This is a genomic window from Pedobacter nototheniae (genome assembly GCF_032678625.1).
Lineage (GTDB): Bacteria > Bacteroidota > Bacteroidia > Sphingobacteriales > Sphingobacteriaceae > Pedobacter > Pedobacter nototheniae_A.
The window spans coordinates 107,561-133,746 of sequence record NZ_JAVTSO010000009.1 but is presented as its reverse complement, the minus strand read 5'-3'; the positions used below and the strand labels follow the sequence as shown (position 1 = coordinate 133,746).

At 37.9% G+C, this 26,186-nt stretch carries 15 protein-coding genes and 3 tRNA genes; 10 read left to right on the top strand and 8 right to left on the bottom strand.

The genetic code is table 11. The features are described 5' to 3' along the window. The 6 genes from R2Q77_RS20020 to R2Q77_RS19995 all read left to right on the top strand — a co-directional run. Nucleotides 1-5,169: gliding motility-associated C-terminal domain-containing protein (locus tag R2Q77_RS20020; protein ID WP_316805480.1), on the top strand; the 5,169-nt coding region annotated here is incomplete at its 5' end. A gap of 60 nt (nucleotides 5,170-5,229) precedes the next feature. Continuing rightward, nucleotides 5,230-6,201, top strand: a complete 972-nt coding sequence (locus R2Q77_RS20015) for a type IX secretion system membrane protein PorP/SprF (protein ID WP_316805479.1) — start codon at nucleotides 5,230-5,232, stop codon at nucleotides 6,199-6,201. A gap of 40 nt (nucleotides 6,202-6,241) precedes the next feature. Next, the gene (locus R2Q77_RS20010; protein ID WP_316805478.1) at nucleotides 6,242-8,203 is read left to right on the top strand and encodes an OmpA family protein; all 1,962 of its coding nucleotides are present in this window, start codon (nucleotides 6,242-6,244) and stop codon (nucleotides 8,201-8,203) included. A gap of 179 nt (nucleotides 8,204-8,382) precedes the next feature. Continuing rightward, the gene (gene dinB / locus R2Q77_RS20005; protein WP_316805477.1) at nucleotides 8,383-9,699 is read left to right on the top strand and encodes a DNA polymerase IV; all 1,317 of its coding nucleotides are present in this window, start codon (nucleotides 8,383-8,385) and stop codon (nucleotides 9,697-9,699) included. An 8-nt stretch (nucleotides 9,700-9,707) separates the two neighbouring features. Continuing rightward, entirely contained in the window at nucleotides 9,708-12,719 is a 3,012-nt protein-coding gene (gene dnaE, locus R2Q77_RS20000; protein ID WP_316805476.1) for a DNA polymerase III subunit alpha, read from the top strand. A 48-nt stretch (nucleotides 12,720-12,767) separates the two neighbouring features. After that, on the top strand, nucleotides 12,768-13,277 hold the full coding sequence (locus tag R2Q77_RS19995; RefSeq protein WP_316805475.1) for a YdeI/OmpD-associated family protein: 510 nt from the start codon (nucleotides 12,768-12,770) through the stop codon (nucleotides 13,275-13,277). A gap of 392 nt (nucleotides 13,278-13,669) precedes the next feature. Here R2Q77_RS19995 and R2Q77_RS19990 read toward each other — a convergent pair whose 3' ends face one another. The 7 genes from R2Q77_RS19990 to R2Q77_RS19960 all read right to left on the bottom strand — a co-directional run bounded on the left by R2Q77_RS19990 (nucleotide 13,670) and on the right by R2Q77_RS19960 (nucleotide 21,568). Further along, on the bottom strand, nucleotides 13,670-14,431 hold the full coding sequence (locus R2Q77_RS19990) for a polyprenol monophosphomannose synthase (RefSeq protein ID WP_316805474.1): 762 nt from the start codon (nucleotides 14,429-14,431) through the stop codon (nucleotides 13,670-13,672). Between the two features lie 99 nt (nucleotides 14,432-14,530). Beyond that, nucleotides 14,531-16,012 carry a peptide MFS transporter gene (locus R2Q77_RS19985; protein ID WP_316805473.1) on the bottom strand — a complete coding sequence of 494 codons (1,482 nt, stop codon included), beginning with the start codon at nucleotides 16,010-16,012 and terminating at the stop codon, nucleotides 14,531-14,533. A gap of 8 nt (nucleotides 16,013-16,020) precedes the next feature. Next, on the bottom strand, nucleotides 16,021-17,790 hold the full coding sequence (locus R2Q77_RS19980; RefSeq protein ID WP_316805472.1) for a peptide MFS transporter: 1,770 nt from the start codon (nucleotides 17,788-17,790) through the stop codon (nucleotides 16,021-16,023). A gap of 146 nt (nucleotides 17,791-17,936) precedes the next feature. Then, nucleotides 17,937-18,833 (bottom strand): hypothetical protein, encoded by an 897-nt coding sequence (locus tag R2Q77_RS19975; RefSeq protein ID WP_316805471.1) that lies wholly within the window; start codon nucleotides 18,831-18,833, stop codon nucleotides 17,937-17,939. A 149-nt stretch (nucleotides 18,834-18,982) separates the two neighbouring features. Continuing rightward, nucleotides 18,983-20,158 (bottom strand): acetyl-CoA C-acyltransferase, encoded by a 1,176-nt coding sequence (locus R2Q77_RS19970; RefSeq protein ID WP_316805470.1) that lies wholly within the window; start codon nucleotides 20,156-20,158, stop codon nucleotides 18,983-18,985. A 178-nt stretch (nucleotides 20,159-20,336) separates the two neighbouring features. After that, nucleotides 20,337-20,504, bottom strand: coding sequence for an Arc family DNA binding domain-containing protein (locus R2Q77_RS19965; protein WP_316805469.1), 168 nt, complete (start codon nucleotides 20,502-20,504; stop codon nucleotides 20,337-20,339). 206 nt (nucleotides 20,505-20,710) lie between these two features. Further along, complete coding sequence (locus R2Q77_RS19960) at nucleotides 20,711-21,568, bottom strand: SPFH domain-containing protein (RefSeq protein WP_316805468.1); 858 nt, start codon at nucleotides 21,566-21,568, stop codon at nucleotides 20,711-20,713. Nucleotides 21,569-21,757: 189 nt separating this feature from the next. Between R2Q77_RS19960 and R2Q77_RS19955 the strand changes: the two genes are divergently transcribed. The 4 genes from R2Q77_RS19955 to R2Q77_RS19940 all read left to right on the top strand — a co-directional run bounded on the left by R2Q77_RS19955 (nucleotide 21,758) and on the right by R2Q77_RS19940 (nucleotide 24,214). After that, nucleotides 21,758-23,764: an HDIG domain-containing metalloprotein gene (locus R2Q77_RS19955; protein ID WP_316805482.1), complete on the top strand. Its 2,007-nt coding sequence runs from the start codon at nucleotides 21,758-21,760 to the stop codon at nucleotides 23,762-23,764. A 77-nt stretch (nucleotides 23,765-23,841) separates the two neighbouring features. Continuing rightward, nucleotides 23,842-23,928: transfer RNA gene (locus tag R2Q77_RS19950), tRNA-Ser, on the top strand. 89 nt (nucleotides 23,929-24,017) lie between these two features. After that, nucleotides 24,018-24,091 (top strand) — tRNA-Pro (locus R2Q77_RS19945). Between the two features lie 49 nt (nucleotides 24,092-24,140). After that, nucleotides 24,141-24,214, top strand: a tRNA-Pro gene (locus R2Q77_RS19940). A 203-nt stretch (nucleotides 24,215-24,417) separates the two neighbouring features. Here the strand turns inward: R2Q77_RS19940 and R2Q77_RS19935 are convergent. Further along, the gene (locus R2Q77_RS19935; protein ID WP_316805467.1) at nucleotides 24,418-26,064 is read right to left on the bottom strand and encodes a recombinase family protein; all 1,647 of its coding nucleotides are present in this window, start codon (nucleotides 26,062-26,064) and stop codon (nucleotides 24,418-24,420) included. Between the last annotated feature and the right edge of the window lie 122 nt (nucleotides 26,065-26,186).

The window sequence follows — 26,186 nt, the reverse complement described above, 5'->3', positions numbered from 1 at the left end:
CAAGCTACTTTAAGTAATGTTATTTTAACACAACTTTCAACTGAAAATCCAAATGTTACGTTAGATCCTTTAACCGGAAAAATCAATGTAGCTGCAGGAACCAAGACAGGAACTTACACGGTACAATACCAGATTCAGGATAAACTGAACCCGGCATTAACCACCACAGCGGTTGCTACGATCACAGTAACGGCGCCAGCCATGGTTGCGGCCAACGACAGCGGCTCAGCGAATGGCTTTGCAGGAGGAACAGCGATTGAGAATGTATTGGCAAACGATACCTACAACGGTGTTGAGGCAATCTTAACAACAGTTAACTTAAGCCAGCTGACCACTTCTGATCCAAATGTTACTTTAGATCCTTTAAGCGGGAAAATCAATGTAGCTGCAGGCACCAAGGCAGGAACTTACACGGTACAATACCAGATTCAGGATAAACTGAACCCGGCATTAACCACCACAGCGGTTGCGACCGTTACGGTAACGGCACCAGCAATGGTTGCCACCAATGACAGTGGTTCAGCAAATGGCTTTGCAGGAGGAACAGCGATTGAGAATGTATTGGCAAACGATACCTATAACGGTGTTGAGGCAACCTTAACAACGGTTAATTTAAGCCAGTTGACCACTTCTAATCCAAATGTTACTTTAGATCCTTTAACCGGAAAAATCAATGTAGCTGCAGGAACCAAGGCAGGAACTTACACGGTACAATACCAGATTCAGGATAAACTGAACCCGGCATTAATCACCACAGCAATTGCGACAGTTACAGTAACAGCACCAGCAATGGTTGCGACCAACGACAGTGGTTCAGCAAATGGTTTTTCAGGAGGAACAGCGATTGAGAACGTATTAACAAACGATACCTATAACGGTGTTGAGGCAACCTTAACAACGGTTAACTTAAGCCAGCTGACCACTTCTGATCCAAATGTTACTTTAGATCCTTTAACTGGGAAAATCAATGTAGCTGCAGGCACCAAGACAGGAACTTACACCGTTCAATACCAGATTCAGGATAAACTAAACCCGGCATTAACCACCACAGCAATTGCTACGGTTACAGTAACGGCGCCAGCCATGGTTGCGACCAACGACAGTGGTTCAGCGAATGGTTTTGCAGGAGGAACAGCGATTGAGAACGTATTAACAAATGATACCTATAACGGTGTTGAGGCAAGCTTAACAACGGTTAACTTAAGCCAGCTGACTACTTCTAATCCAAATGTTACTTTAGATCCTTTAACCGGAAAAGTAAATGTAGCTGCAGGTACTAAAGCAGGTGTTTATAAGGTTGGATATGAAATTGAAGACAGGTTAAATCCAGGGCAGAAAACCACAGCAATTGCGACAGTTACGGTAACGGCACCAGCAATGGTTGCCGCCAACGACAGTGGCTCAGCAAATGGTTTTGCAGGAGGAACAGCGATTGAGAATGTATTGGCAAACGATACCTACAACGGTGTTGAGGCAAGCTTAACAACGGTTAATTTAAGCCAGCTGACCACTTCTAATCCAAATGTTACTTTAGACCCTTTAACCGGAAAAATCAATGTAGCTGCGGGCACCAAGGCAGGAACTTACACGGTACAATACCAGATTCAGGATAAACTGAACCCGGCATTAACCACCACGGCGGTTGCTACGGTTACGGTAACGGCACCAGCAATGGTTGCGACCAACGACAGTGGTTCGGCAAATGGTTTTGCAGGTGGAACAGCGATTGAGAATGTATTGGCAAACGATACCTATAACGGAGTTGAGGCAACCTTAACAACGGTTAATTTAAGTCAGCTGGCTACTTCTGATCCAAATGTTACTTTAGACCCTTTAACCGGAAAAGTAAATGTAGCTGCAGGAACCAAGACAGGAACTTACACGGTACAATACCTGATTCAGGATAAACTGAACCCGGCATTAACCACCACCGCGGTTGCGACCGTTACAGTAACAGCACCAGCAATGGTTGCCACCAATGACAGTGGTTCGGCAAATGGTTTTGCAGGAGGAACAGCGATTGAGAATGTATTAACAAACGATACCTACAACGGTGTTGAGGCAACCTTAACAACGGTTAACTTAAGTCAACTGACTACTTCTGATCCAAATGTTACTTTAGACCCTTTAACCGGAAAAGTAAATGTAGCTGCAGGAACCAAGACAGGAACTTACACGGTACAATACCAGATTCAGGATAAACTAAACCCGGCATTAACCACCACAGCGGTTGCTACGATCACAGTAACGGCACCAGCAATGGTTGCGACCAACGACAGTGGTTCAGCGAATGGTTTTGCAGGAGGAACAGCGATTGAGAATGTATTAACAAACGATACCTACAACGGTGTTGAGGCAACCTTAACAACGGTTAATTTAAGCCAGTTGACCACTTCTAATCCAAATGTTACTTTAGATCTTTTAACCGGAAAAATCAATGTAGCTGCAGGAACCAAGGCAGGAACTTACACGGTACAATACCAGATTCAGGATAAACTGAACCCGGCATTAACCACCACAGCAATTGCGACGATTACGGTAACTACAGGAGCTATTTTAGCCAATGATGATAATGGGGATGTAAATGGCTTTACAGGCGGTATAGCTGTTGCCAATGTATTGGTAAATGACACTTATAATGGCGGTATACCTGCCTTATTAGCTAACGTTACTATAGATCAGGTCTCAACTCAAAATACAGGTATTAATACAAATCCAACCAATGGTTCCGTAATTGTAGTGCCTAAAACGTTACCAGGCGTTTATACTTTATTGTATAAAATAACCGATAAACTGGATCTTTTAAAGACATCAATAGCGAAAGTTAAAATAACGGTTGCAAACTGGAATACTGATCTTTCAGTAACTAAAATTGCAAATAAAGCAGCTGCTGAAAATAATGAAGGCATTAGTTATACCATTACCATAACAAACAATGGTCCGGCAACACTATTAAGTGGTCAGGTTATTGGCTTAACAGAAAATCTTCCGGCAGGTTTAGAAAACATAACTTATGCAGCAACCGGAGGTTCGTACAATGCAGCAGCAAATACCTTTACCGTAAATGCTGATATTGCAGCAGGACAATCTGTAAGTTTAGTGGTTAATGCAACTGTATCAGCTGGTATCAGTGGCTCATTAACCAACCAGGTGAGCGTAACTGCAGCCCCGGGCACAACTGATCCTAATGTTGCCAATAATACTTCATCGGTAACAACACCGGTGTTAAAAGGAGGTATTGCCCTAATTAAAGCTGGTGCATTAAGTACTGATGGAAATACCATTGCCTACACCTTTACAATTACCAATACGGGTAATACAGATTTAACTTCCATTGTATTATCAGATGTCAAATTAGGATTGAACAAAACTATTCCTGGAACTTTAGCGGCCGGACAAAGCATTTCCGATGTTGAGGTGTATACTTTAAGTCAGGCAGAAAAAGATGCAGGTTCGGTAAGTAATACGGCAAGTGTAAATGCTAAAACCGGTGCAGGAAATCCGTTAACAGATATTTCTGGTAGTGATAATGGTAACAATACACCAACGGTAACATTGATTCCTGCAACACCATCTATGAAGTTGACCAAGCGCGCAACCAATACGGTGAGTAAAACAGGCGATGTAATTAATTACGAAATTATTGTAACCAATACCGGAAATGTAACCTTAAACAATGTTGCAGTGATAGATGCTGGTGCAGATGCAGGATCAATTACGCCTGCCGGGATTGCAAGTATTGCGCCTGGTATAAGCATAACTGTTACCGCCAAACACACCGTTACTTTAACTGAAGTAAATACGGGTTCGTTTACAAACCAGGCATCCGCTACGGCGCAAATACCAAATGGAGGTAGCTTTAATAAACCTAAGTCTGACGATCCAACAACAACGGCTCCGGATGATGCAACTATAACAGTAATTAGTCCTGTTGGTAAAATTACATTAGTTAAAACAGGAACATTAAGTGCCGACGGCAATAGAATTACTTACAATTTCGTTATTAAAAATACCGGAAACGTAACCTTACATGTAATTACATTAGTGGATGCGAAAATTGGATTAAACAAAATTCTTCCGGGTGTAATTTTACCGGGCGAATCGCTTACCGATAGTTATGTATACACTTTAACCCTGGCAGATAAAGATGCTGGCAGCGTAACCAATACAGCAACCGTTACCGGACAAACTCCAAATGCAACGGCGGTATCAGATATTTCCGGAACGGCTGAAAGCAATGATACACCAACGATAACCGTAATTCCTGCAAATGGATTGATTGCGTTGGTTAAAACGGCAACCTTTAACGGCAATAAGATAACGTATACTTTTACCATTAAAAATACAGGTACAGTTACTTTAAATACCCTAACGTTTAGCGATGCCAAACTTGGTATTAACAATAAAACAATTGCAGTAGCAGGCGGATTATTGCCTGGTGCAAGCATTTCTACCACCGAGATTTATACCTTAACCCAGGCTGATAAAGATTTGGGCAGTGTAAGCAATACTGCAACGGTAAATGCCAAAACACCACTTGGAATAAATGTAAGCGATGTTTCGGGTACGGGCGAAAGCAATAATAACCCAACGGTAATTACGGTGCCAAAATCGCCTGTTGCAGTTGATGATAAGGCCGAAACAAAAGCAAATGCCCCGGTTGTAATTAATGTACTGGCCAACGATGATCCAGGTAACTCTACTTTTGATAAATTAACGGTAGAAATTATCAGTCAGCCTAAAAATGGTACAGTTAGGGTAAATGCCGATGGAACCATAACCTACACGCCAAATCCTGGTTATACCGGAGGCGATACCTTTACTTACAGGGTAAAAGATGAGTACGGTTATTATACCAACGTGGCAACAGTAACACTTGCAGCCAATTTCTTTGATGTAAACGTTCCTAATTTGTTTACGCCAAATGGCGATGGTATTAATGATACGTTCGAAATCCGTGGATTAAATCAATACCAGGAAAATGAATTAACCATCGTTAACCGTTGGGGTAATGAGGTTTTCAGAGCCAAAGGTTACCAAAACAACTGGACAGGTGAGGGCTTAAATGAAGGTACTTACTTCTACCTTCTAAGAATTAAAAAACCAGGTAGTTCAGAGTTTCAGGTGTTAAAAGGATATATAACCTTAATCAGAGCATTTAAAAAATAAGATAAGAGGCTAAAGGAAATCAGGCCGTCCCGCCTGATTTCCTTTTAAGATACTAAGAAGATGAAAAAATTAATAGGTATACTAACAGGTTTGTTTCTGTTATTTGTTAAGCCGGTTTCCGCTCAGCAAGATGCCCAGTACAGCCAGTACATGTTCAATGGAATTTACATTAACCCCGCTTATGCAGGTTATAAGGAAGTGCTCAATATACACAGCTTTTACCGCAGTCAGTGGACGGGCATTACAGGCGCGCCACGAAGCATGTCGCTTGCCGTTGATGCCATTGCCAACGATGGTAATGTGGGTTTGGCACTGCAGGTTTCGAGCGATAAACTTGGGGCTCAAACCAACCTGAGTATTTATGGTAACTATGCCTACCGAATCAGGATGAATAATGACGGAAGTTCTCGTTTAGCACTGGGTTTGGGTGTTGGTATGGTTCAATTGGGCATAGATGGTTCTTTATTAAATACGAACGATCCGGAGCTGAACCAGCCGGTTGGCATACAAAGTACAATTGTTCCTGATGCGCGTGCCGGTATTTATTATTCCGATGATCGTTTTTATGCAGGTTTTTCAGCCGATAATTTAATCTCTCAATATGTAAAAATTGATCGTTATGCCTTTATTCCGCAACCTAAACCGCATTATTATCTAACCGCAGGTGCATTGTTTCCTTTAAACGAAGATTTTCAGGTTAAACCTTCTTTCCTTTTAAAAGACGATCGCGGTGGCCCGACAAGTTTAGACATAAATGCTTTTTTAATGATTAAGGATGTACTTTGGATTGGAGGATCGTACCGGACAGGTGTGAAATTATATGATAAAAGCTATCTTCAAAAAGACCTTAGCCAAAGAAATTCGGCTGTTGCAGCCATCCAGTTTTTCCCATCTGAAAAAATAAGAATTGGTTATGGTTACGATTTTTCAATCGGCCCGTTACAAGGCTATAGCGGCGGAACGCATGAAATATCAATTGCCTTCTCTTTCATCAGACCTAATGTTAGGATGGCAACACCAAGAGTATTTTAAGGATAATAATCATTTTAGATAAAGATAATACAACAATATAATGAAGAAAATTTTACTTGGTTTATGCTTTTCCGCTTATTGTTTAGCAGGATTAAGTTTTTCTGCAAGTGCACAATATGTCATCAAGGAAGCAGATAAGGAATACAACCTTTTTAACTATAGCAAAGCCATTGATTTATATGAGCAGGCCTATAAAAAGAAAGAAACACTCCATGCTGCAGAACGCCTGGCCAATGCCTACAGTTACATCAACAACTATAAACAAGCCGAAAGCTGGTACGCTATTGCCATGAAAATGCCGGGAAGTGCAGCAGAAAATACACTAAATTATGCGAAGGCACTCCAGAATAATTCAAAATATAGCGAGGCAAAAGTTCAGTACCTTAATTACATAGATCTGAATAAAAAAGTTTCTGAAAAACAACAAAGTATTTGGGTGGCTTCCTGCGACTCGGCTTTAAAATGGATGAAAAACCCAAAGCCATTCGAACTTGCCAATCAAAAAAGTTTAAATACAGCACAGTCAGATTGGGGTGCGGTAAGTTATCAGGGAGGCGTGGTTTTTACTTCCGACAGAACCAATACCGGACTCGAAACCAATGAAAGTAAACCTTTTCTGAAATTTGACGGCGCAAAGCTTCCTGATAAAAAGATTTATGGCTGGACGGGAAATGGCTATTTAAAATTATATTTCAGGCCTTCTTTAAAAGATAGCATCCAGTTGTTTCCAATTAAAGCGGGTACCAATTACCATGTTGGCGCAGCCAGCTTTACAGCCGATGGAAATACAATGTACTTTACTTTAACCCGAATTCCGGAGCATTTAGAGAAAGTGAAAAATAAACCCAGTACCGTTAATGTAGAAATTTACAGCAGCACAAAAGATGCAAACGGTACATGGCAAGAACCCGTTTCTTTTACTTATAATAATGTAAATCAATATTCTGTAGGCGATCCGTTTATTTCAACAAACGGGCAAAGCTTGTATTTTGCGTCTAATATGCCGGGCGGTAAAGGCGGCACCGATTTGTATGTATGCTTAAAAACAGATGCCGGCGATTGGGGTAAACCCGAAAACCTTGCTGATGTAAATACAGAAGGCAATGAACGCAGTCCGGTTTTTGATGCCAACAATAACTTTTACTTTTCAAGCGATGGCCGCATAGGTATGGGCGGTTTAGATGTTTACAGGGCATTAAGAAACGCAACCGGTATTGGCCAGATAGAAAATATGGGCTATCCGTTTAATTCGCCACAAGATGATTTTGGTTTCAGCCTAAATGATAAAGGTGGTATTGTTTACCTGTCATCCAATCGTGATGGTGGTTTAGGAAATGATGACATTTACAGCATGGATCAAAAGGCCATTTTAGTTTTTAAATTAACCGGACGTGTTTACGATAAGAAAACCAGTCAGCCTTTAGCAAATGCAATCGTAACTTTAGAAAAAGTGAACGGCAGCAGTTTAAAAGTTGAAACCGATGATAACGGAGGTTTTAAATTTGATTTGAATAAAGAAGCAGAATATAACGTAACCGGAGAAAAAACGAATTACAGATCGGATTCAGAAAACCTGGCTACCATTGGCTTAACCACCTCCAGTATCATTACACAAGATTTATACTTAGAACCTGTAGAAATTAATAAAGCCATCCGTTTAGAAAATATATATTACGATTTTGATAAATGGAATATTCGGGCAGATGCAGCTGTAGAATTGGATAAACTGGTTAAAATTATGAAAGAAAACCCAACCATCTGGATTGAGCTGGGCTCGCATACCGATAGCCGTGGCAAGGATAGTTATAACCTTACTTTATCTCAGAAAAGGGCAGAATCAGCCGTTCAGTACATTATATCAAGAGGCATCGATAAAAACCGCATTACCGCAAAAGGATACGGCGAAACGCAGCTTTTAAACCGTTGCGCCAATGGAGTTGAGTGCACCGAAACAGAACATCAGTTAAATAGAAGAACTGAATTTAAAATTGTTAAACAATAGCAGATAAGCGCACACTATAATTCAAATTTTTTAGTGAAATGCCCGGATCTATCCGGGCATTTTTGGTTTATTTAAAACTAATTACATTAGTATAATGTGGATAAAATAATTTTTATAAACGAATTAAATACTAAATAAATTAGTATTTTTGTTTTGTTAAACAAAGCATAAATCTCAAAATGAATACGCAGAAAGACAAACATATCATTCATATGGATCAGGATGCTTTTTTCGTTTCTGTAGAAATTAAAAAGAATTCCAAACTGGCCGGTAAACCTGTTATTATTGGAGGAAGTTCTGATCGGGGAGTGGTAGCTTCCTGTAGTTACGAAGCCCGTAAATTTGGTATTCACTCTGCCATGCCTGCCCGCACAGCAAAAATGCTTTGTCCGCAGGCTATTTTTGTAAAAGGGAATATGGAAGAATATTCCAAAGCTTCTCACGACATTACAGAAATTATTTCCCAGCGGGTACCCTTATTCGAAAAGGCAAGTATTGATGAACATTATATCGATATGACGGGCATGGATAAGTTTTTTGGTTGTATGAAATTTGCTTCTGAATTGAGGCAAACCATTATTAAAGAAAGTGGTTTACCTATTTCTTTTGGTTTATCTGTAAATAAAACCGTAGCTAAAATAGCAACAAACGAATCTAAACCAGCAGGAGAGCGGGAGGTTGCCTTTGATGAAGTTCAACCTTTTTTAAACCCTTTACCTGTTCATAAAATACCCGGAATTGGACATGCTACCTATAAAAAGCTCAGCGAGATGGGCGTAAGGCAAATTCAAACCCTTACGCAAATCCCGCAGGCGCTCATGTTTAAAATATTAGGTCAGCATGGCTTAAGTTTATGGCAAAAAGCCAATGGCATCGATTTCGCCCCCGTTGTACCTTACCGTGAACGAAAATCCATTGGTACACAGGCAACTTTTGAAAGCGATACCATGGATATTGCCAAGCTAAAAGCCATTATTACAGGTATGGTAACAGGATTAACCTTTCAATTGCGAAACCAATGTAAACTTACCGCCTGCATTACGGTAACCATCAGGTACACCAATTTTGAAACGGTTACCCGGCAAGAACGCATTCCTTATACCTCTCTGGATTCTTTTTTGATTAAAAGAGCACATGATTTGTTTGATAAACTTTACGCTAAACGAATGCTTTTGCGATTAATAGGCGTAAAACTTTCGCATTTGGTGAGCGGTTACGAGCAAATTGGACTTTATGATATTGGCGAGGAAGAATACAGTTTATACCAGGCAATGGATAAAGTACGTAATCATTTTGGCGATGATGCAGTTGTTAAAGCTTGTATTGTAACCCAGCCACAACGCGATAAAAATAACAAGGTCATTAAATATAATCCAAGGAAAAAGAAAAGCCTTACAACAGAAACTGAAGAAGAAAAAGCCGAAAGTTATAAAAGATCAAGGATGAGAAATTTTATGAACGAAAAAGGCATCATCGGTACAAAATCTTATGATTAATTCAGCCCATGTTTTTAAATGTTCATTCCTCCTATAGCCTTAAATACGGTACGCTAAGTATTGAGCAGTTGATTAAACAGGCCCGTCAGCTGGGTATTCACCAAATGGTGTTAACCGATATCAATAACTCTACAGGCGCAGTCGAGTTCATTCGCGAATGTTATCGCCAGTCAGTTCTTAAAGAAAAAAATGAAACTCAAAATGGAAACATTCCTTACCTGTTAAAACCTGTGGCAGGTATAGAATTCCGAATCCAGAACCGCTTGCTGTATGTAGGCATTGCCAAAAACAAAAAAGGTATGCGGGAGCTGAACGAATTTCTAAGCCATCACAACATTAAGAATATTCCTTTACCCGATGTACCACCTCATTTTGAAAATGCTTACGTCATTTATCCTTTTCATAAACTTTTTGTAAGAGATTTAAAAGAGAATGAATTTGTTGGAATCCGGAGTAGCCAGTTAAATATTTTATACAAGCATCCGGTATTAAATCAGCAGCATAAAATGCTGGTCTGGCATCCCGTTACCGTGGCAGATAAAGTTACTTACCGTTTACACGAATATTTGAGGGCCATAGATTTAAATACGCTTTTAAGTAAAGTAGCTGAAAATGATAAATGTGAAAAAGGTGAATATTTAATTACCGAAAGTAAGCTCATTGAACAGTTTGAACAATATCCTTTTATGGTTGCCAATACACAAAAGCTTTTGGACAGCTGTAATATGATCGACTATTTTGAACCCGGACCTGAACCCAAATCTAAAAACAGACGAACCTATACCAAAAGTTTAGAACATGATCAGATATTGCTTAGAAGGATTGCACTTATTGGTTTAAAATATCGCTATGGAACGCATAATGAAGTAGCCCGGGAACGATTGGAAAAAGAACTCAGAATTATTGAGTTTAAAAAGTATTGCGCCTATTTTTTAATCACTTTTGATATTGTGAGGCATGCCATAGGCAAATGTAATTTTTACCATGTTGGCCGTGGCTCAGGGGCCAATAGTTTGGTTGCTTACTGTTTAAGGATTACCGACGTGGATCCTATTGAACTCGATTTATATTTCGAGCGGTTTTTGCATGAAAAAAGAACCAGTCCGCCTGATTTTGATATAGATTTTTCATGGAATGAACGAGAAACCATGCAGAAATACATTTTTAAGAAATATCCGGAGGGCCATGTTGCTTTTTTGGGTACGATGAGTACTTTTAAAGACCGGGCAATTATTCGCGAAATTGGTAAGGTATTGGGTTTGTCAAAAGAAGAGATTGACAGCTTTACTGATCCAACAAAAGAATACGAAAATCAGAAGAATCCTACCTATAAAAAGTTGCTGGCTGTACATGGCTACATGAAAAATATGCCTAATCAGCGTTCAATACATGCTGGGGGTATTTTAATTTCAGATGACCCCATTACTTATTATACGGCATTGGATATGCCTCCGAAAGGTTTTCCAACGGTACAATGGGATATGTACGAAGCAGAACAAATTGGCTACGAAAAGTTTGATATTTTAAGTCAGCGGGGCATTGGGCACATTCGTGAAGCAGTAGATTTGGTGAAATCCAATCAAGGAAAGGAAATTGATATTCACGACTTTAAAACCTTTAAACAAGATGCTAAGCTCAATAGTATACTTAAAGAAGGGCAGCCCATTGGTTGTTTTTATATAGAATCGCCTGCAATGCGACAGTTGCTTAAAAAACTCAAATGTGATAACTACCTCACACTGGTTGCCGCAAGTTCCATAATCAGGCCTGGTGTTGCCAGCTCGGGCATGATGAAAGCTTACATTGAGCGCTACCATGCACCCGATAAAGTAGTGTATTTGTGTAAAGAAATGGAGCAGCAATTGAAAGAGACTTATGGCGTAATGGTTTATCAGGAAGATGTAATTAAGGTTTGCCATTACTTTGCAGGACTAAATTTAGCAGATTCGGACATTTTACGCAAAGCCATGAGTGGTAAATACCGTTCTAAACTGGCTTTTGACGAACTGGTGAATAAATTTTTTGTTTCTGCACGTAAAGAAGGGCACTCAGAAGAATTAATTACTGAAGTGTGGCGACAAATATCTTCTTTTGCAGGTTACAGTTTTTCTAAAGCACATTCGGCATCTTTTGCCGTAGAAAGTTATCAGAGTTTGTTCCTTAAAACCTATTATCCTAAAGAATTTATGGTGGCCGTAATTAATAACTACGGTGGTTTTTACAGCAGATGGGTGTATGTACACGAGTTGCAGAAAACAGGGGCGCAGGTACATTTGCCTTGTGTAAACAGGAGTGATGATGTGGTTAATATTAAAAAAAACGATGTTTACCTGGGGTTTATTCGTATTCAGGGTTTAGAAGATAAGTTTGTAACCCGAATTGTACAGGAACGAAAACAGAATGGACTTTACCTGGATTTGGAAGATTTTGTACAACGAACCTGTATAACATTAGAACAGGCTATTATTTTAATCCGCTTAGGTGCTTTACGATTTACCGGGAAAGATCGGAAAACATTACTTTGGGACATTCACAATTATTTAGGTTTTAAACAGAAAAAATTTAACCATGCCGAACTCTTTAAATTAAAGTATAAAACCTACGAACTGCCATCTCTGGAAGATTCTGAATTAGAAAATGCCTATACCGAATTGGAGCTTTTAGGCTTTCCGCTGAATTACAAGATGTTTGATTTTTTAAAAACGAATTACCGGGGAAATGTAATGGCCCGTGAAATGAATAACCGTGTGGGTGAAATGGTGCGCATGGTAGGCAATTATGTTTGTGAAAAAACAGTACATACGATTAAAAACACAAAAATGTGGTTCGGAACTTTTTTAGATGCTGATGGTGATTTTTTCGATACCACACATTTTCCAAATACCACACCAGTTTATCCATTTAAAGGTAAAGGCTGTTATTTAATTTTAGGAAAAGTGGTCGAAGATTTTGGCTTTCCAAGTATAGAAGTAATCAAATTTGCCAAATTGCCGATACATATGAATCCTGTAGCCATATAATTCTTTACCGAATGCATTACAGTTAAATCCATATTTTTATATTTAAACATGATTTACCTTAAAGCAGAAATAGAGCGATTTGAACAAATGGGCGAAAAAACCGGATGGAGTTATGTTTTTATTCCTTCAGCTATAGCCAACCAGATCAAAACAAATTGTAAAGTGAGCTTTAGGGTAAAAGGAAAGATTGACCAGCTGGAAATTTCGGGAATGGCGACTGTACCAATGGGAGAGGGTGATTTTATTATTGCTTTGAAAAACGAAATTCGGAAAAAACTTAAAAAAGAAGCTGGAGCAACAGTTGAACTTTATTTAGAAGAAGATAAAGATTTTAAGATAGAGATGCCCGAAGATCTGGAAATTTGTTTGTCGGAAGAAGAACACCTGATGGCAAACTTTTTAAAACAGGCAAAATCTCACCAAAACTATTACATCAACTGGATTAATCAGGCAAAAACTGAAGCCACAAGGACAAAACGCATTACCATGACGGTTACGGCTATGGATAAACAGCAGGATTTTGGTACAATGATTAGAGAATCCAAATCGAAGTCATAAGATGAATATTTAACTTTAAATTCTGCCTCTGTTTCTTACCACCTGAGACACCTAAGAACACCTAAGGATTTTGCTTATTTCAAATTCCTGTGTTGAGGTTTTATATTCTAAATTTCTGCCTCTGTTTCTTAGCACCTGAGACACCTAAGAACATATAAGGATTTTGCTTATTTCAAATTTCTGTGTTGAGGTTTTATATTCTAAATTTCTACCTCTGTTTTTACCACCTGAGACACCTAAGGACATCTAAGGATTTTGCTTATTTCAAATTCTTGTATTGAGGTTTTATATTCTAAATTTCTACCTCTGTTTTTTACCACCTGAGAGATACCTAAGAACATCTAAGTGTTTTGCTTGTTTTAGATTCTAATGTCCAGGATTTAAGTTGAATTCTAAATTTCCGACTTCGGACTTTGGACTTCCGGCTTCCGGTTATAATTCCTAAACCAGCTATTAACCTTCATTTGGATTACCCCTAAAAAGGCTTCTCTAAATATCCGGGTACTCATTTTAGAGGTTCCTTCGGTTCTGTCGGTAAAAATAATTGGAACTTCTACCACATTAAAGCCAAATTTAATTGCTGTAAATTTCATTTCAATTTGAAAGGCGTAACCCACAAATTTAATTTTATTTAATGGAATGGTTTCTAAAACAATGAGGCGGTAACATTTAAAACCCGCAGTAGCATCCTGAATGTTTATCCTGGTGATTAAACGAACATACATGGAGGCAAAGTACGACATCAAAACCCTGCCCATAGGCCAGTTTACCACATTTACGCCTTTTACATATCTGGAGCCAATGGCTACATCAGCACCGTTTATACAGGCTTCACGCAAACGAACTAAATCATCGGGATTGTGAGAAAAATCAGCATCCATTTCAAAGATGTAGGCATAATCTTTTTGTAATGCCCAGTTAAATCCATAGATATAGGCTGTGCCTAATCCTTGCTTGCCAGCACGTTCTTCGATAAATAAATGTCCCGAATATTCGGCCTGTAATGATTTAACAATTTCAGCAGTTCCGTCCGGAGAACCGTCATCAATAATCAAAACATGAAAAGGTTGGGTTAAAGAAAATACCTTACGGATAATCTTTTCTATATTTTCCTTTTCGTTATAAGTTGGAATGATGACTAAACTATCTGACACTTGTGATGGAATAAAGTTTTAAAGGGGCGAAAGTAAATATTAAATATGAAAAAACCCGTATCAACATGGCTGATACGGGTTAAATGTTGTTAAAATTACTTATCTAACTTCGCCCATTAGCTTTTTAACCAATTGAGAGAAGACAATCAAAGCTAAACCTGCAATTAAAGAATATACGGCTAAAGATTTATAACCTTCAGTATAGGTCATTAATTTAGTAGCTAAAGATGCATTTTCAATGCTCGACATTTCTGCACCAAGCTTGCCCGCTGCAAGTTGTCCGAATGCACTAAAAAGGAACCAAAGCCCCATCATCATTCCAAACATTCTTTTTGGTGATAATTTGGTAATGATTGACATCCCGATTGGACCAATACATAATTCGCCCAGTGTTAATAACAAATAGGCAAAAGTAAAAATGTTTAATGAACTAATACCTTGTGCATTTGCGAAGAACCTGGTTGCATAAAAAACATAAAAACTCGCTGCTAATAATATAAAGCCTAATCCAAATTTTACAACCGTGTTAGGTTCAATTTTACGTTTGTACAGGCCAAGCCAAAGAATACCTACAATCGGGCTAAAAACAATTACGAAAAATGAGTTCACGCTATTGTTAACCACATTAGGGTCAATGGAAATAAAAAGTAGGCTATGGTTTAAGTTATCTTTTGCAAACAGCGATAATGAACCTCCGCTTTGCTCTGAAATGGCCATGAAAATGAAATAGCAGAAAATGAATACAAATGCAGCTAAAAGTTTGTAGCGGGCTTTTGAATCTTTAATCCTGAACATTTCAAAGAAGAAATAAATCAGGGCTATTACGCCTAAAGTATACATGAAATAATCAGTGTAAGCTGTATTTCTTACCATGATAAAAATCAATGGAATGCACAATAAAGAACCTATGTAAACACAGATTTCGATGGTAGTTCTCTTTGCTTTTTGTAAATGTAATAAAGGAGAACTTCCAATGGGGCCTAAAAATTTCTTGGTGAAAATAAACGTGCCTAAACCAAAAGCCATCACCAAAGCTGCAGATAAAAAGCATAAATGCCAGCTGTAATATTTACCCAGGTAAATACATAAAGCACCGCCCAATAAACCGCCAACATTAATGCCGGCATAAAAAAGTCCGTAGCCCGCATCTCTGCGATTGTCTTTTTCATGGTACAGCTCACCAACCATTGATGAAATGTTGGGTTTGAAAAACCCTGTACCAATAATAGATAAGGTAATCCCAATGTAGAACAAATCGTGCGGAGAAAAGGCTAAGATTAAGTTACCGATAATCATTAACGAACCACCCCAGAAGAGTGATTTTCTAAACCCTAAAACTTTATCGGCAAAAATACCACCAATAAAAGTAAAGGCATATACAAAGGCTTGGATAGCACCGTATTGAAGGTTTGATTTTTGATCTGAAAGGTGCAGCTGATCCACCATAAAAAAAGCCAGAACCCCGCGCATTCCGTAAAAACAGAAACGCTCCCACATTTCTACTAAAGATAAATACCAAAGTTGTTTAGGATATTTACCCTCAAAATTCTGAATTTCTTCTATTGAAATTGTTTTTTCCATTGTACTCATTATTTTACGCCGTGCATTAACCGTTTAATAATCGGGGTAAGCATCATAATGAATAAACCTAAACCAATTGGAATTAATGTGAAAATTAAGAAAAATGTAGACATAGAGTACTGTGCGGTAATTTTATCAATCATTCCACCCATTGTACCTGCAATTTTGTTTCCGATGGCAATGGCTAAGTACCAGATGCCGAACATAATACCGATCATACGGCCAGGAACCAGTTTACTTACATAAGATAAACCTACCGGAGAAATAAACAACTCGCCCATGGTATGGAAAAAGTAAGCTAAAATAAGCCATATCATACTTACCGATGCAACTTTTGCGCCTGACGGAATTGAACTTGAGCCATAAGCTAAAGCCGCAAAACCAATCCCCAGTAAAATCATACCCAAACCATTTTTCACGGTTGCAGTTGGGTTGTATTTGCTTTCCCAAAGTTTAGAAACAATAGGGGCACAGGAAATAATAAATAAAGAATTTAATACACCAAACCAGGTTGCGGGTACTTCTGCTTTAACATCGCTGTATTGGTTTTTAAGCATGTAAATTACAATTCCCCAGATAATGGCAAAACCAATAGCTAAGATGATGTTTCCAATTGCAAATTTAGCAAAGGTTTGTCTGAATAATTTAAGCAGCACATACGAAATGATGGCTAAAGGAATAACTGTAATTAATGTATTGGCAATATTGAAAATAATTTTTGCATTGCCTTCTAATAACCTCGCGGTATAATCTTTTGCAAAGATGGTCATTGAACCACCAGCCTGTTCAAAAGAAGCCCAAAAGAATATGGTAATGAAAGCAAGAACAATAACAACAATCATCTTATCCCTGAGTTTTGGTGTGTATTGTGCAATTCTTTTAATCAGGATAAAAATAAATAAAGAAAGAGCTACTATAATTGCGAAATTGTCGCCCTTTAAACTTCCTATAGAAAAGTTGAAGATATTGCTTCCTGTAATTTTTGAAACCGGATCATTAATAATCCACACTAAACCAATAACTGATATCAATACAATAAGTATAATATCAAACATGGAAAATGGATTTTTCTTCGCTTCAGCAGGATCTTCATCCTCATCAGCAGTTTTTTCATTTTTAACCGGTTTTAAACCAATGGAACCAAAAATGTTTTTAGTAAAATAGAACTGAAGCATGCCAATAAACATGAAAATACCGGCCAGACCAAAGCCGTAACTCCAGCCCCAGTTAGGGCTTTCGCCGATATAACCGCATAGTAGCATACCTAAAAATGCACCAGAGTTAACACCCATGTAAAATATAGTATAGGCGCCATCTTTTTTCTCTGGATGTTTTTTATACATATGAGATAAAATAGATGTCATATTTGGTTTGAAGAACCCATTACCCACTACTAAAAGGCATAAGCCCAGGTACATAAAAATTGGGTTAAACTCAAAAGCCATCGAAAGATGGCCTAATGTCATTAAAAAAGCGCCAAGAATAACTGCCCAGCGGTAACCGATTAACCTATCCGCAATATAACCGCCTAAAATCGGTGTTAAATAAGCCAAAGAAGTATAAGAACCGTAAATAGCAAGAGCGTGTTCTCTTGGCCATCCCCAGCCCGGGTTATTACCCATGATTGATGATGTTAAAAACAATACCAGTAAGGCACGCATACCATAGTACGAAAATCTTTCCCACATTTCCGTAAAGAAAAGTACAAACAGGCCAGCCGGGTGACCGAGTACTTTACTACTAAAGAAATCGTCTTTGGTTTCAATTGTTGTTTGCATAAAACATTTGTTGGTTTTAGTTTATGAATTCAGAATTTGTGTGTTGTTTAAGGTAGTTTTGCAAGGCGCAATATAGGCAGCGAATGGCAAACTCACAAATTTTTCACCTATTGTTAAAGTAATGAATGAGTTAGGTTGCCTTTAAATTAAAACTTTCTGATGGGTTTTACGTTTTTAGTCGGATCAGCATAAAGCTCATCACTCGAATTGGGGTCGTTTTTCAGTACCACATTGTCTTGAAACTTTAGCCTTCCCCCAATAATTTTAAAGGCATCAATGTTTCCGTCACTTCCGTAAAAGTCATACCTGCCTGTCATTTCCGGATCAAAAGGAGCAAGGTGATCAAAAACAATCATTCCAGCTTTCTTATCTGTTTTTAACAGCATGGCATTTTGTTTATTGTATTCAAAAATAATCCTGTTTTTTCCCTTTAGTTCCTTCCCATCAAAAACCGGTGCACCAAAACTTAATTTGTTTTTATCCAGTGCTAAAACTTCAATTACTTTTTTTGTGATTGTAGCAGAATTTCCTTTCCAGCCTAAAAGAACATAATAAGGCAGGCGTCCTGCAGCGCTTATCGGGATAATTTCATAATATCTTGCACCATACCATTTTTGGTTGTCGGTAACCTGGTTTGCATCCGCAATATTATCTGTCTGATCAATTAAAGGATAAAGTTTCAATTCACCATTGCCCGTATTCATTTGGATGGTGCCATAAAATCTGTAAGTTCCGTTTTGCTGTTGTACATACCAGGAAAGGATGCGGAATGCCTGATCGGGCGATTTAATTACAGAAACATTTTTAAGTGAATCGAAAGGGTAGTTAAAAGAATTTGGCGTTTTTAGGGCTTCAACCAATCTCTTAACAAAAAGACTGTTTAACGTCGATTTCTGCTCATCACTTTCAGTGTTGTTTACAGCGTTTGAAAGTTTGATCAAACTGTCCTGGTAAACGTTAAGCTGGTTTAATTGGCTTTGCGCGCTGGCGCGAAATGCAAATAGCAACACTGGAAATAATAAATAGAACCTATATATTTTCATCAATATAAATTTGTTTTCACTGGGGTAAAGTGGTCATGGTTTATTTTTCAATATACAACCGCTTTTTTATGCCCTTTGATAAAAACGGGTCGCCAAGACGACCCGTATATATTAAATAATCGGGAATTTGGATGTTCCCAATCTGTATCTTATAATTTCTCGATCACCAATGCACTTGCACCGCCACCGCCGTTACAAATTCCGGCAACACCGATTTTACCATTGTTTTGGTTTAAAACCGATAATAAGGTAACCACAATCCTGGCACCCGATGCGCCCAGCGGATGACCCAATGCAACGGCACCGCCATTAACATTAACCTGGTTTTCTTTTAAATCTAATTTTTGATTATTTGCAATTGATACTACAGAGAAAGCTTCGTTAATTTCGAAGAAATCTACATTCTTAATATCTACTTTAGCCTTGTGCAAAGCTAAAGGTATTGCTTTAGATGGGGCAGTGGTAAACCATTCTGGTGCCAGTTGCGCATCTGCAAAGCCCAAGATTTTAGCCAGTGGTTTAATTCCTAATGCCGCTGCCTGGTCTGCGCTCATTAAAACCAAAGCTGCAGCACCGTCATTTAAGGTTGATGCATTTGCAGCAGTAACGGTTCCATCTTTTTTAAATACAGGTTTTAAAGTTGGTATTTTCTCAAATTTTACGGCTGTTGGCTCATCATCCGTATTTAAAAGAGTGATATCACCTTTACGGTCTTTAATTTCAATAGCAATAATCTCTTCCGAAAATTTACCGGCGGTTTGTGCCGCCTGTGCTCTTTTGTAGGATTCTATTGCAAAATTATCCTGGTCTTCACGGGAAATATTGCATTTTGAAGCACATAATTCTGCTGCAGAGCCCATGTGGTAATCGTTATATACGTCCCAAAGACCATCCTTTACTAAACCATCTGTTATTTGTCCATGTCCGAGGCGATACCCGTTTCTGGCTTTATCTAAATAGTAAGGAACATTACTCATGCTCTCCATTCCACCAGCAACAACAATATCCTGGTCGCCATTGGCAATGCTTTGTGCAGCAAGCATAATGGCTTTGATGCCCGAAGCACATACTTTATTAATCGTTGTAGCGGGTAAATCCGGTAATCCTGCAAATTTAGCCGCCTGTGTTGCTGGTGCCTGACCTAAATTGGCCGAAAGCACATTACCCATATAAACTTCCTGAATTTGTTCTGGTTTTAAACCGGCTTTTTCTACAGCAGCTTTAATGGCAAAACCACCCAATTGAGTGGCAGAAAATGAAGATAATGAACCTCCAAAGCTACCAATTGGCGTTCTCACAGCCGATACAATTACAACTTCTTTCATGTACTATTCTATTTTTATGAATTTTTGGTTAGACCGCTAAGTTATGCATTTTTTAATATTGCATTAACGACTGAAAGTGAATTTTAGCATTAGCAGGGATATGAATTAAAAAATAGCCCTTTAAATACAAAACACAGAAGATTTAAGCTTCTGTGTTTATATTCTGTAGTATTGTAAATTAATCTTCTTTGGACTTTAATTTTTTACGCGATTTAAGTGCCTGGTGAAGCAGGAATTCAATTTGTCCGTTGGTACTCCTAAATTCATCGGTAGCCCATATTTCTACTTCTTTTAATAAAGCAGGACTAATTCTTAATACAAAAGCTTTTTTATCTTTCTCAGCCATCCTTAATGTATTGCTTGTATATTACATTTTGTTTTTAATTAATCAGGAATAATTCCAGATCATTACCTCAAATGGAAATGACAATATTTTTGACATTATTAAATTGATTTTGCAGGCTACTTGTTCTTAATAATTGTAGCCTGCCAATAAAATTAAGGCACTATTTGAGGTAACTTTAAATGCTGTTTCTTCGAATTCAATTAATTTTAATTATAAAGTGTTCCGGTATTTACAACAGGTTGAACGTGCCTATCACCACAAAGTACTACCAACAAATTACTCACCATAGCTGCCTTGCGTTCTTCATCCAGCTCTACAATTCCTTTTTGAGATAATTTTTCAAGGGCCATTTCTACCATTCCAACTGCGCCTTCAACAATTAGTTTACGGGCCGCAATAACAGCAGTAGCCTGCTGGCGTTGCAACATGGCGCTTGCAATTTCGGGCGCATAAGCCAAATGTGAAATTCTGGCTTCTAAAACTTCAATGCCTGCTCTTGATAAACGTTCGTTTAGTTCGCTTTCTAAAAGTTCGCTTACTTTCTCAGCACCATCTTTAAGCGTAATACTCGTTTCCTCACCTTCGCCATGGTCATAAGGGAAAATGTTTGCCAAATGTCTAACGGCAGCTTCGCTTTGAATGTTTACATACTGCATGTAATTTTCAACAGAAAAAATAGCTTTAGCCGTTTCGTTTACTTTCCACACCACTACAGCGGCAATTTCGATCGGGTTTCCAAGTTTGTCGTTTACCTTTAGTTGTTGTCCATTAAGGTTGTTGGCTCTTAAAGAAACCTTTCTTTTAGAGGTTAATGGGTTAACCCAGAAAAATCCGTCGGTTTTTACTGTTCCTACATACTTGCCAAAAAGCGTTAAAACTTTAGATTCGTTGGGGTTGTTGATAATTAATCCCGGTAAAACCAGAAAAAAGTTAAAGGCTAAAATACAGCCACCCCAAATAAAGCTTTCAGTAACAAAACAAAAGATAGCCGTTCCCAGTAACGCCAGGAATAAAGCGAATGTTAAATACCCGGATGGCGGGCTAATGATTTTTTCTTGATACATAGTGATATTAATTTGATATCATAAAGTAAAATATAAAAATCGGTAATTGCAAACAAAACGAGTAAAATGTATATTAGATAAAAATGTTATTTTTGACATTATCATAAATGTATCGTTTTGGCTAAAATCAAGAAAAATTCCCATAAGATCCTGTACCGTAAGTATTCATCCAATTTAAAATATGTGATGATGATTTTTACGGTTTTTATAATTACGCTGTTTTTACCAAAACAACCCCGTTTCAGATATGAATTTGAAAAAGGGAAGGTGTGGATGAATAAAGATTTGATTTCGCCTTTCAGTTTTGCCATTTTAAAAACCAATCCGCAGGTAAGCACCGATAAAAAGAATGCGCTGAAGGATATTCTACCAGTCTATCAGTTTGATAAAGACCTTACAAATAATGCTTTGGAAGGTTTCCTGAATGAGTTTGATATTAAATGGCGCTCGAAACAGCTCGATGAAAAGGAAAAGATTCTGTATAAAGGCGAAGCTTATAAAATTTTGCAAACCATTTACACTAAAGGTATTATTGGTTTAAATGTAAAACACCAAACAGCGGGGAAGAATTATGATTTTTCCTTATTGGAAAATAATGTTTCAAGGCAGCGCAATACACAGGATGTTTTTACGGCAGAAACTGCACTCAAGTTCTTCAGAGATAATTTTAAAGCAACCAACCAGGTAATGAACGATTTGATCAGCAACCTGGCCGAAGACCACATTACGCCAAACATTGTATTTAACGAACGGTTAACACAGGTTATACAGGAAAATACAGTAAGCAACGTATCTACAACGAAAGGTATGGTGCAAAAAGGGGAACTTATTGTAGCTAAAAACGATGTGATTGACGATGAGATTTACCAGAAACTCGATTCTTATAAAGCAACTTATGACGCCCAAACTAAAACCATTGGCAGCTTATCATTGGTTTATTTAGGACAGGTTGTACTTGTTGGTTTTGTTTTAACCATTTTAATGTCCTTTCTCTTTTTATTTAGGAAAGATATTTTTGCCGATAACCGTCAGCTCTCGTTAATTCTGATTGTAACTACAGGTATGTTGCTTGCGCTTACCTGGGCGCTCAAAATGAATATTGTTAGTTTATACTATATCCCATTCTGTGTAGTGCCCATTATTATCCGGATTCTTTTTGATACCCGACTGGCACTTTACCTGCATATGCTGGTTATTTTAATCGCCGGATTTTTCGTTGCCAACAGCTTTGAATTTGTTTTTTACCAGGTTACCGCTGGGATGGTGGCCATATTTAGCATTAAAAACTTTGTAAAACGAGAAAGATTCCTTGTATCTGCCCTATATATATTGTTGGCTTACTTTGTTTCCTTTGTAGGGATTGCGTTGTTAAGAGAAGGATCGTTCAGGGAAATTGAATGGATAAACTTTTTACCCTTTGTTTTTAGTGTTTTATTATCTCTTTTGGCTTATCCGTTAATATATGTATTTGAAAGGGTGTTTGGCATCACATCAGATGTTGCACTGATTGAATTAACCAATACCAACAATAGGCTGCTCAGAGAGCTTGCTTTTAAAGCACCAGGAACATTTCAACACTCTTTACAGGTTGCTAACCTGGCAGAGGCCGCTATTTTTAAAATTGGCGGCAATTCGGTATTGGTTAGGGCAGGGGCTTTATACCATGATATTGGTAAGGTAGATAACCCGCAGTATTTTATTGAGAACCAGAATACAGCTGTTAGCCCGCATGATAAACTGCCGTATGAGCAAAGTGCGCAGATTATTATTCAGCACGTTCATAAAGGAATTGAGATCTTAAGAAAGAATCAAATTCCTGAAGCCATTATAGATTTTATAAGAACACACCATGGAAATACCAGGGTAGATTATTTTTATCAGTCATTTTTAAAAAATTCTCCGGAAAAATTTGTCGACGAAAATATTTTCCGTTACCCCGGACCAATACCATTTAGTAAGGAAACAGGAGTGTTAATGCTCGCCGATTCTGTAGAAGCAGCCTCAAGAAGTCTTAAAAATCCCGATGCCCAAAACATAAATGACCTGGTCGAAAGGATAATTAATTACAAATTGGAGCAAAATCAATTAGATAATTGCGATTTAACGTTAAAAGATATTGAAACTATCAAATTGATTTTCAAGACGATGCTGATGAGCATCTATCATGTGCGGATAGATTATCAACATTTATCATAATTTTTTTTTGAAAAATAGGTTGTTTTACTATATTTGCACACCCAAAAGCAAGTCGGTAGGACAAGTTTGAAGGAAACGGAGAGGTGCCTGAGAGGCCGAAAGGAACAGTTTGCTAAACTGTCGTACTGGCAACGGTACCGCGGGTTCGAATCCCGCCCTCTCCGCAAATTAAATTGTAAAATAAATTGGTTTTAGTCATTTTAAAATCGTTACTTTGCAATCCCTTCGAAAAAGGGAAAAGAAGATACCAGTTCGGGGTGTAGCGTAGCCCGGTATCGCGCCTGCTTTGGGAGCAGGAGGTCGTAGGTTCGAATCCTGCCACCCCGACAAAAGTTAAATCCACTTTTAAAAAGGATTAAAAGGTGATACCAAAGTTCGGGATGTAGCGTAGCCCGGTATCGCGCCTGCTTTGGGAGCAGGAGGTCGTAGGTTCGAATCCTGCCATCCCGACTAAAAAGCCAAATGGCGCCACTTAAAGACAAGTGGTGCCATTTTTTGTTTAAGTGCCTTTTTATTACTATAGGAAGGGTTCCTGTTGAGATTTTCTTTAGTTGCAAAAGTGTGTTTTAACTGTTTTTGAATTAAAAGTTGAGAATATTGAAATATGTTGACAGGATTCGAACCGCGTCAACTCTTTTACATATTTTCTTTTTTCAACCGACCTTCATTTTGATGGAAATACAAATTTCTGCAAGTTTTAACAAGAAGGATAAAACCTTGAAGGCGTCTTGAGTTGATATTTTATTCCCTTTGTTCAATTCAATTCTTATAATATTCGAGATTAACTCTTGTTGTTCTTTGCTAACATTTTTAATGATTTCTGCTTCTTCAAAATTCTCTTTCGTATTTGAATACTGAGATCCATAAACGATCCGAACTTCATCTTTCAAGTGACTTGTAATGTCGGTATCGCTATATACAAAATCTTTATTTAAGAACAGCGAAGCTACTTTTAATTCTATGAAATTGTCAGTGCCCCGAAAAATAAGAGTGGGCTTTAAGAAACATTTCGTAAGCTTTTTTAAACTCTGCTTCTGCTGTACATCAAGTTTATAGGCATCATTGAGTTGTGTGCCTAAGATGCCAATTCTATTTTCGCAGTCTGATTTTATTGAATGGTAATCTTCTTCGTCAATTGTACCTTTTACTAAAAGCTCCCTTGCATTAGCAACTCGTTCTATCATTTTATGTAATGATCTGTTGATATTGGTTTTGTCAATAGATTTTTGTTCGTACAATTTGCCGTAAATCTTTCTGATAAGATCTTCAAAAATTGGAGTATATTCCAAATTTGGTTTTAGCAAACAAATCCCTGATAATAAGTTTTCATTTACTTGATCTGCCCTTACTCGATAACCACAAGAAGAAGAACAATGATAATAAAAGTACTTTTTAGACCTTCCTTTTGAACCACTTCCAGACATTTTTTTTGAACAAAGAGGACAACTGAGTATACCTCTAAACATAAGCTCACTATTCGCACTTTGTTTAATGTATTTTTTGTCGCGTCGTTTAATTCTTGATTGTACTTCATCAAAAAGTTCTATCGAAATTAAAGGATTATGGATACCATGAACTTCTACTATAGTTTTTCCATCTAAAGAAGGAACTCTTATTTTACCGCAGTAAACAGGATTTTTAAGTATATTGAAGAAAGCATTTAAACTACATTTTAACCCTGTATTGAGAACTGTTTTATAGTAAGAGCGAACGGACACATTTTCATCGAATCCTTCAAATACTTTTTTGATTAATGTTGCCTCTGGCTCACGGGGAATGATTGTTTTTGTTCCGTCTGGTAACGATATATTGAGATAACCTATAGGTGCTCGCCCCATATATCGTCCTTCCTTTTTGGCTTTGTGTATACCTTGCTTAATATTTAAAGATCTTCGGTCATTCTCTACTTCTGCTGTGACGATGTACATCGCCAGTAATACTTTGTTTTCAGGTATCGACATGTCCAAAGGTTGGTCTGTAGCCTGAGGTTCAATACCGAGTTTTTGGAGCTGAGAAATCATATAATAAGCATTCGCCGTATTCCTACTGAATCGATCCCAACGAGTAAATAGAATAAGTTGCGGTCTACTAGATTTATTGATATTTAATTGTTTCATCATGGTAGTCCATGCCGGCCGTTCGAAGTTTTTTGCTGAATGGTCTTCAAATACGGTCTGGACAATTTCAATATGATTGTCTTTACAATATTTATTTAATTTTTCTTCCTGGCTACGCTGAGAATATCCTTTCTGTGCCTGTTCATCTGTACTTACTCTGATGTAGATGATTGCTGATGTCATGTCTTTCTCATGATAACGTTAAAGTCCTCAAAGAGAATCAGCCCAGCGTTAAATAAGACACTCTTATTTACAACTCGAATACGGTTTTCCGTAATTGAGAGAGCTTTTATTTGGTTATATTT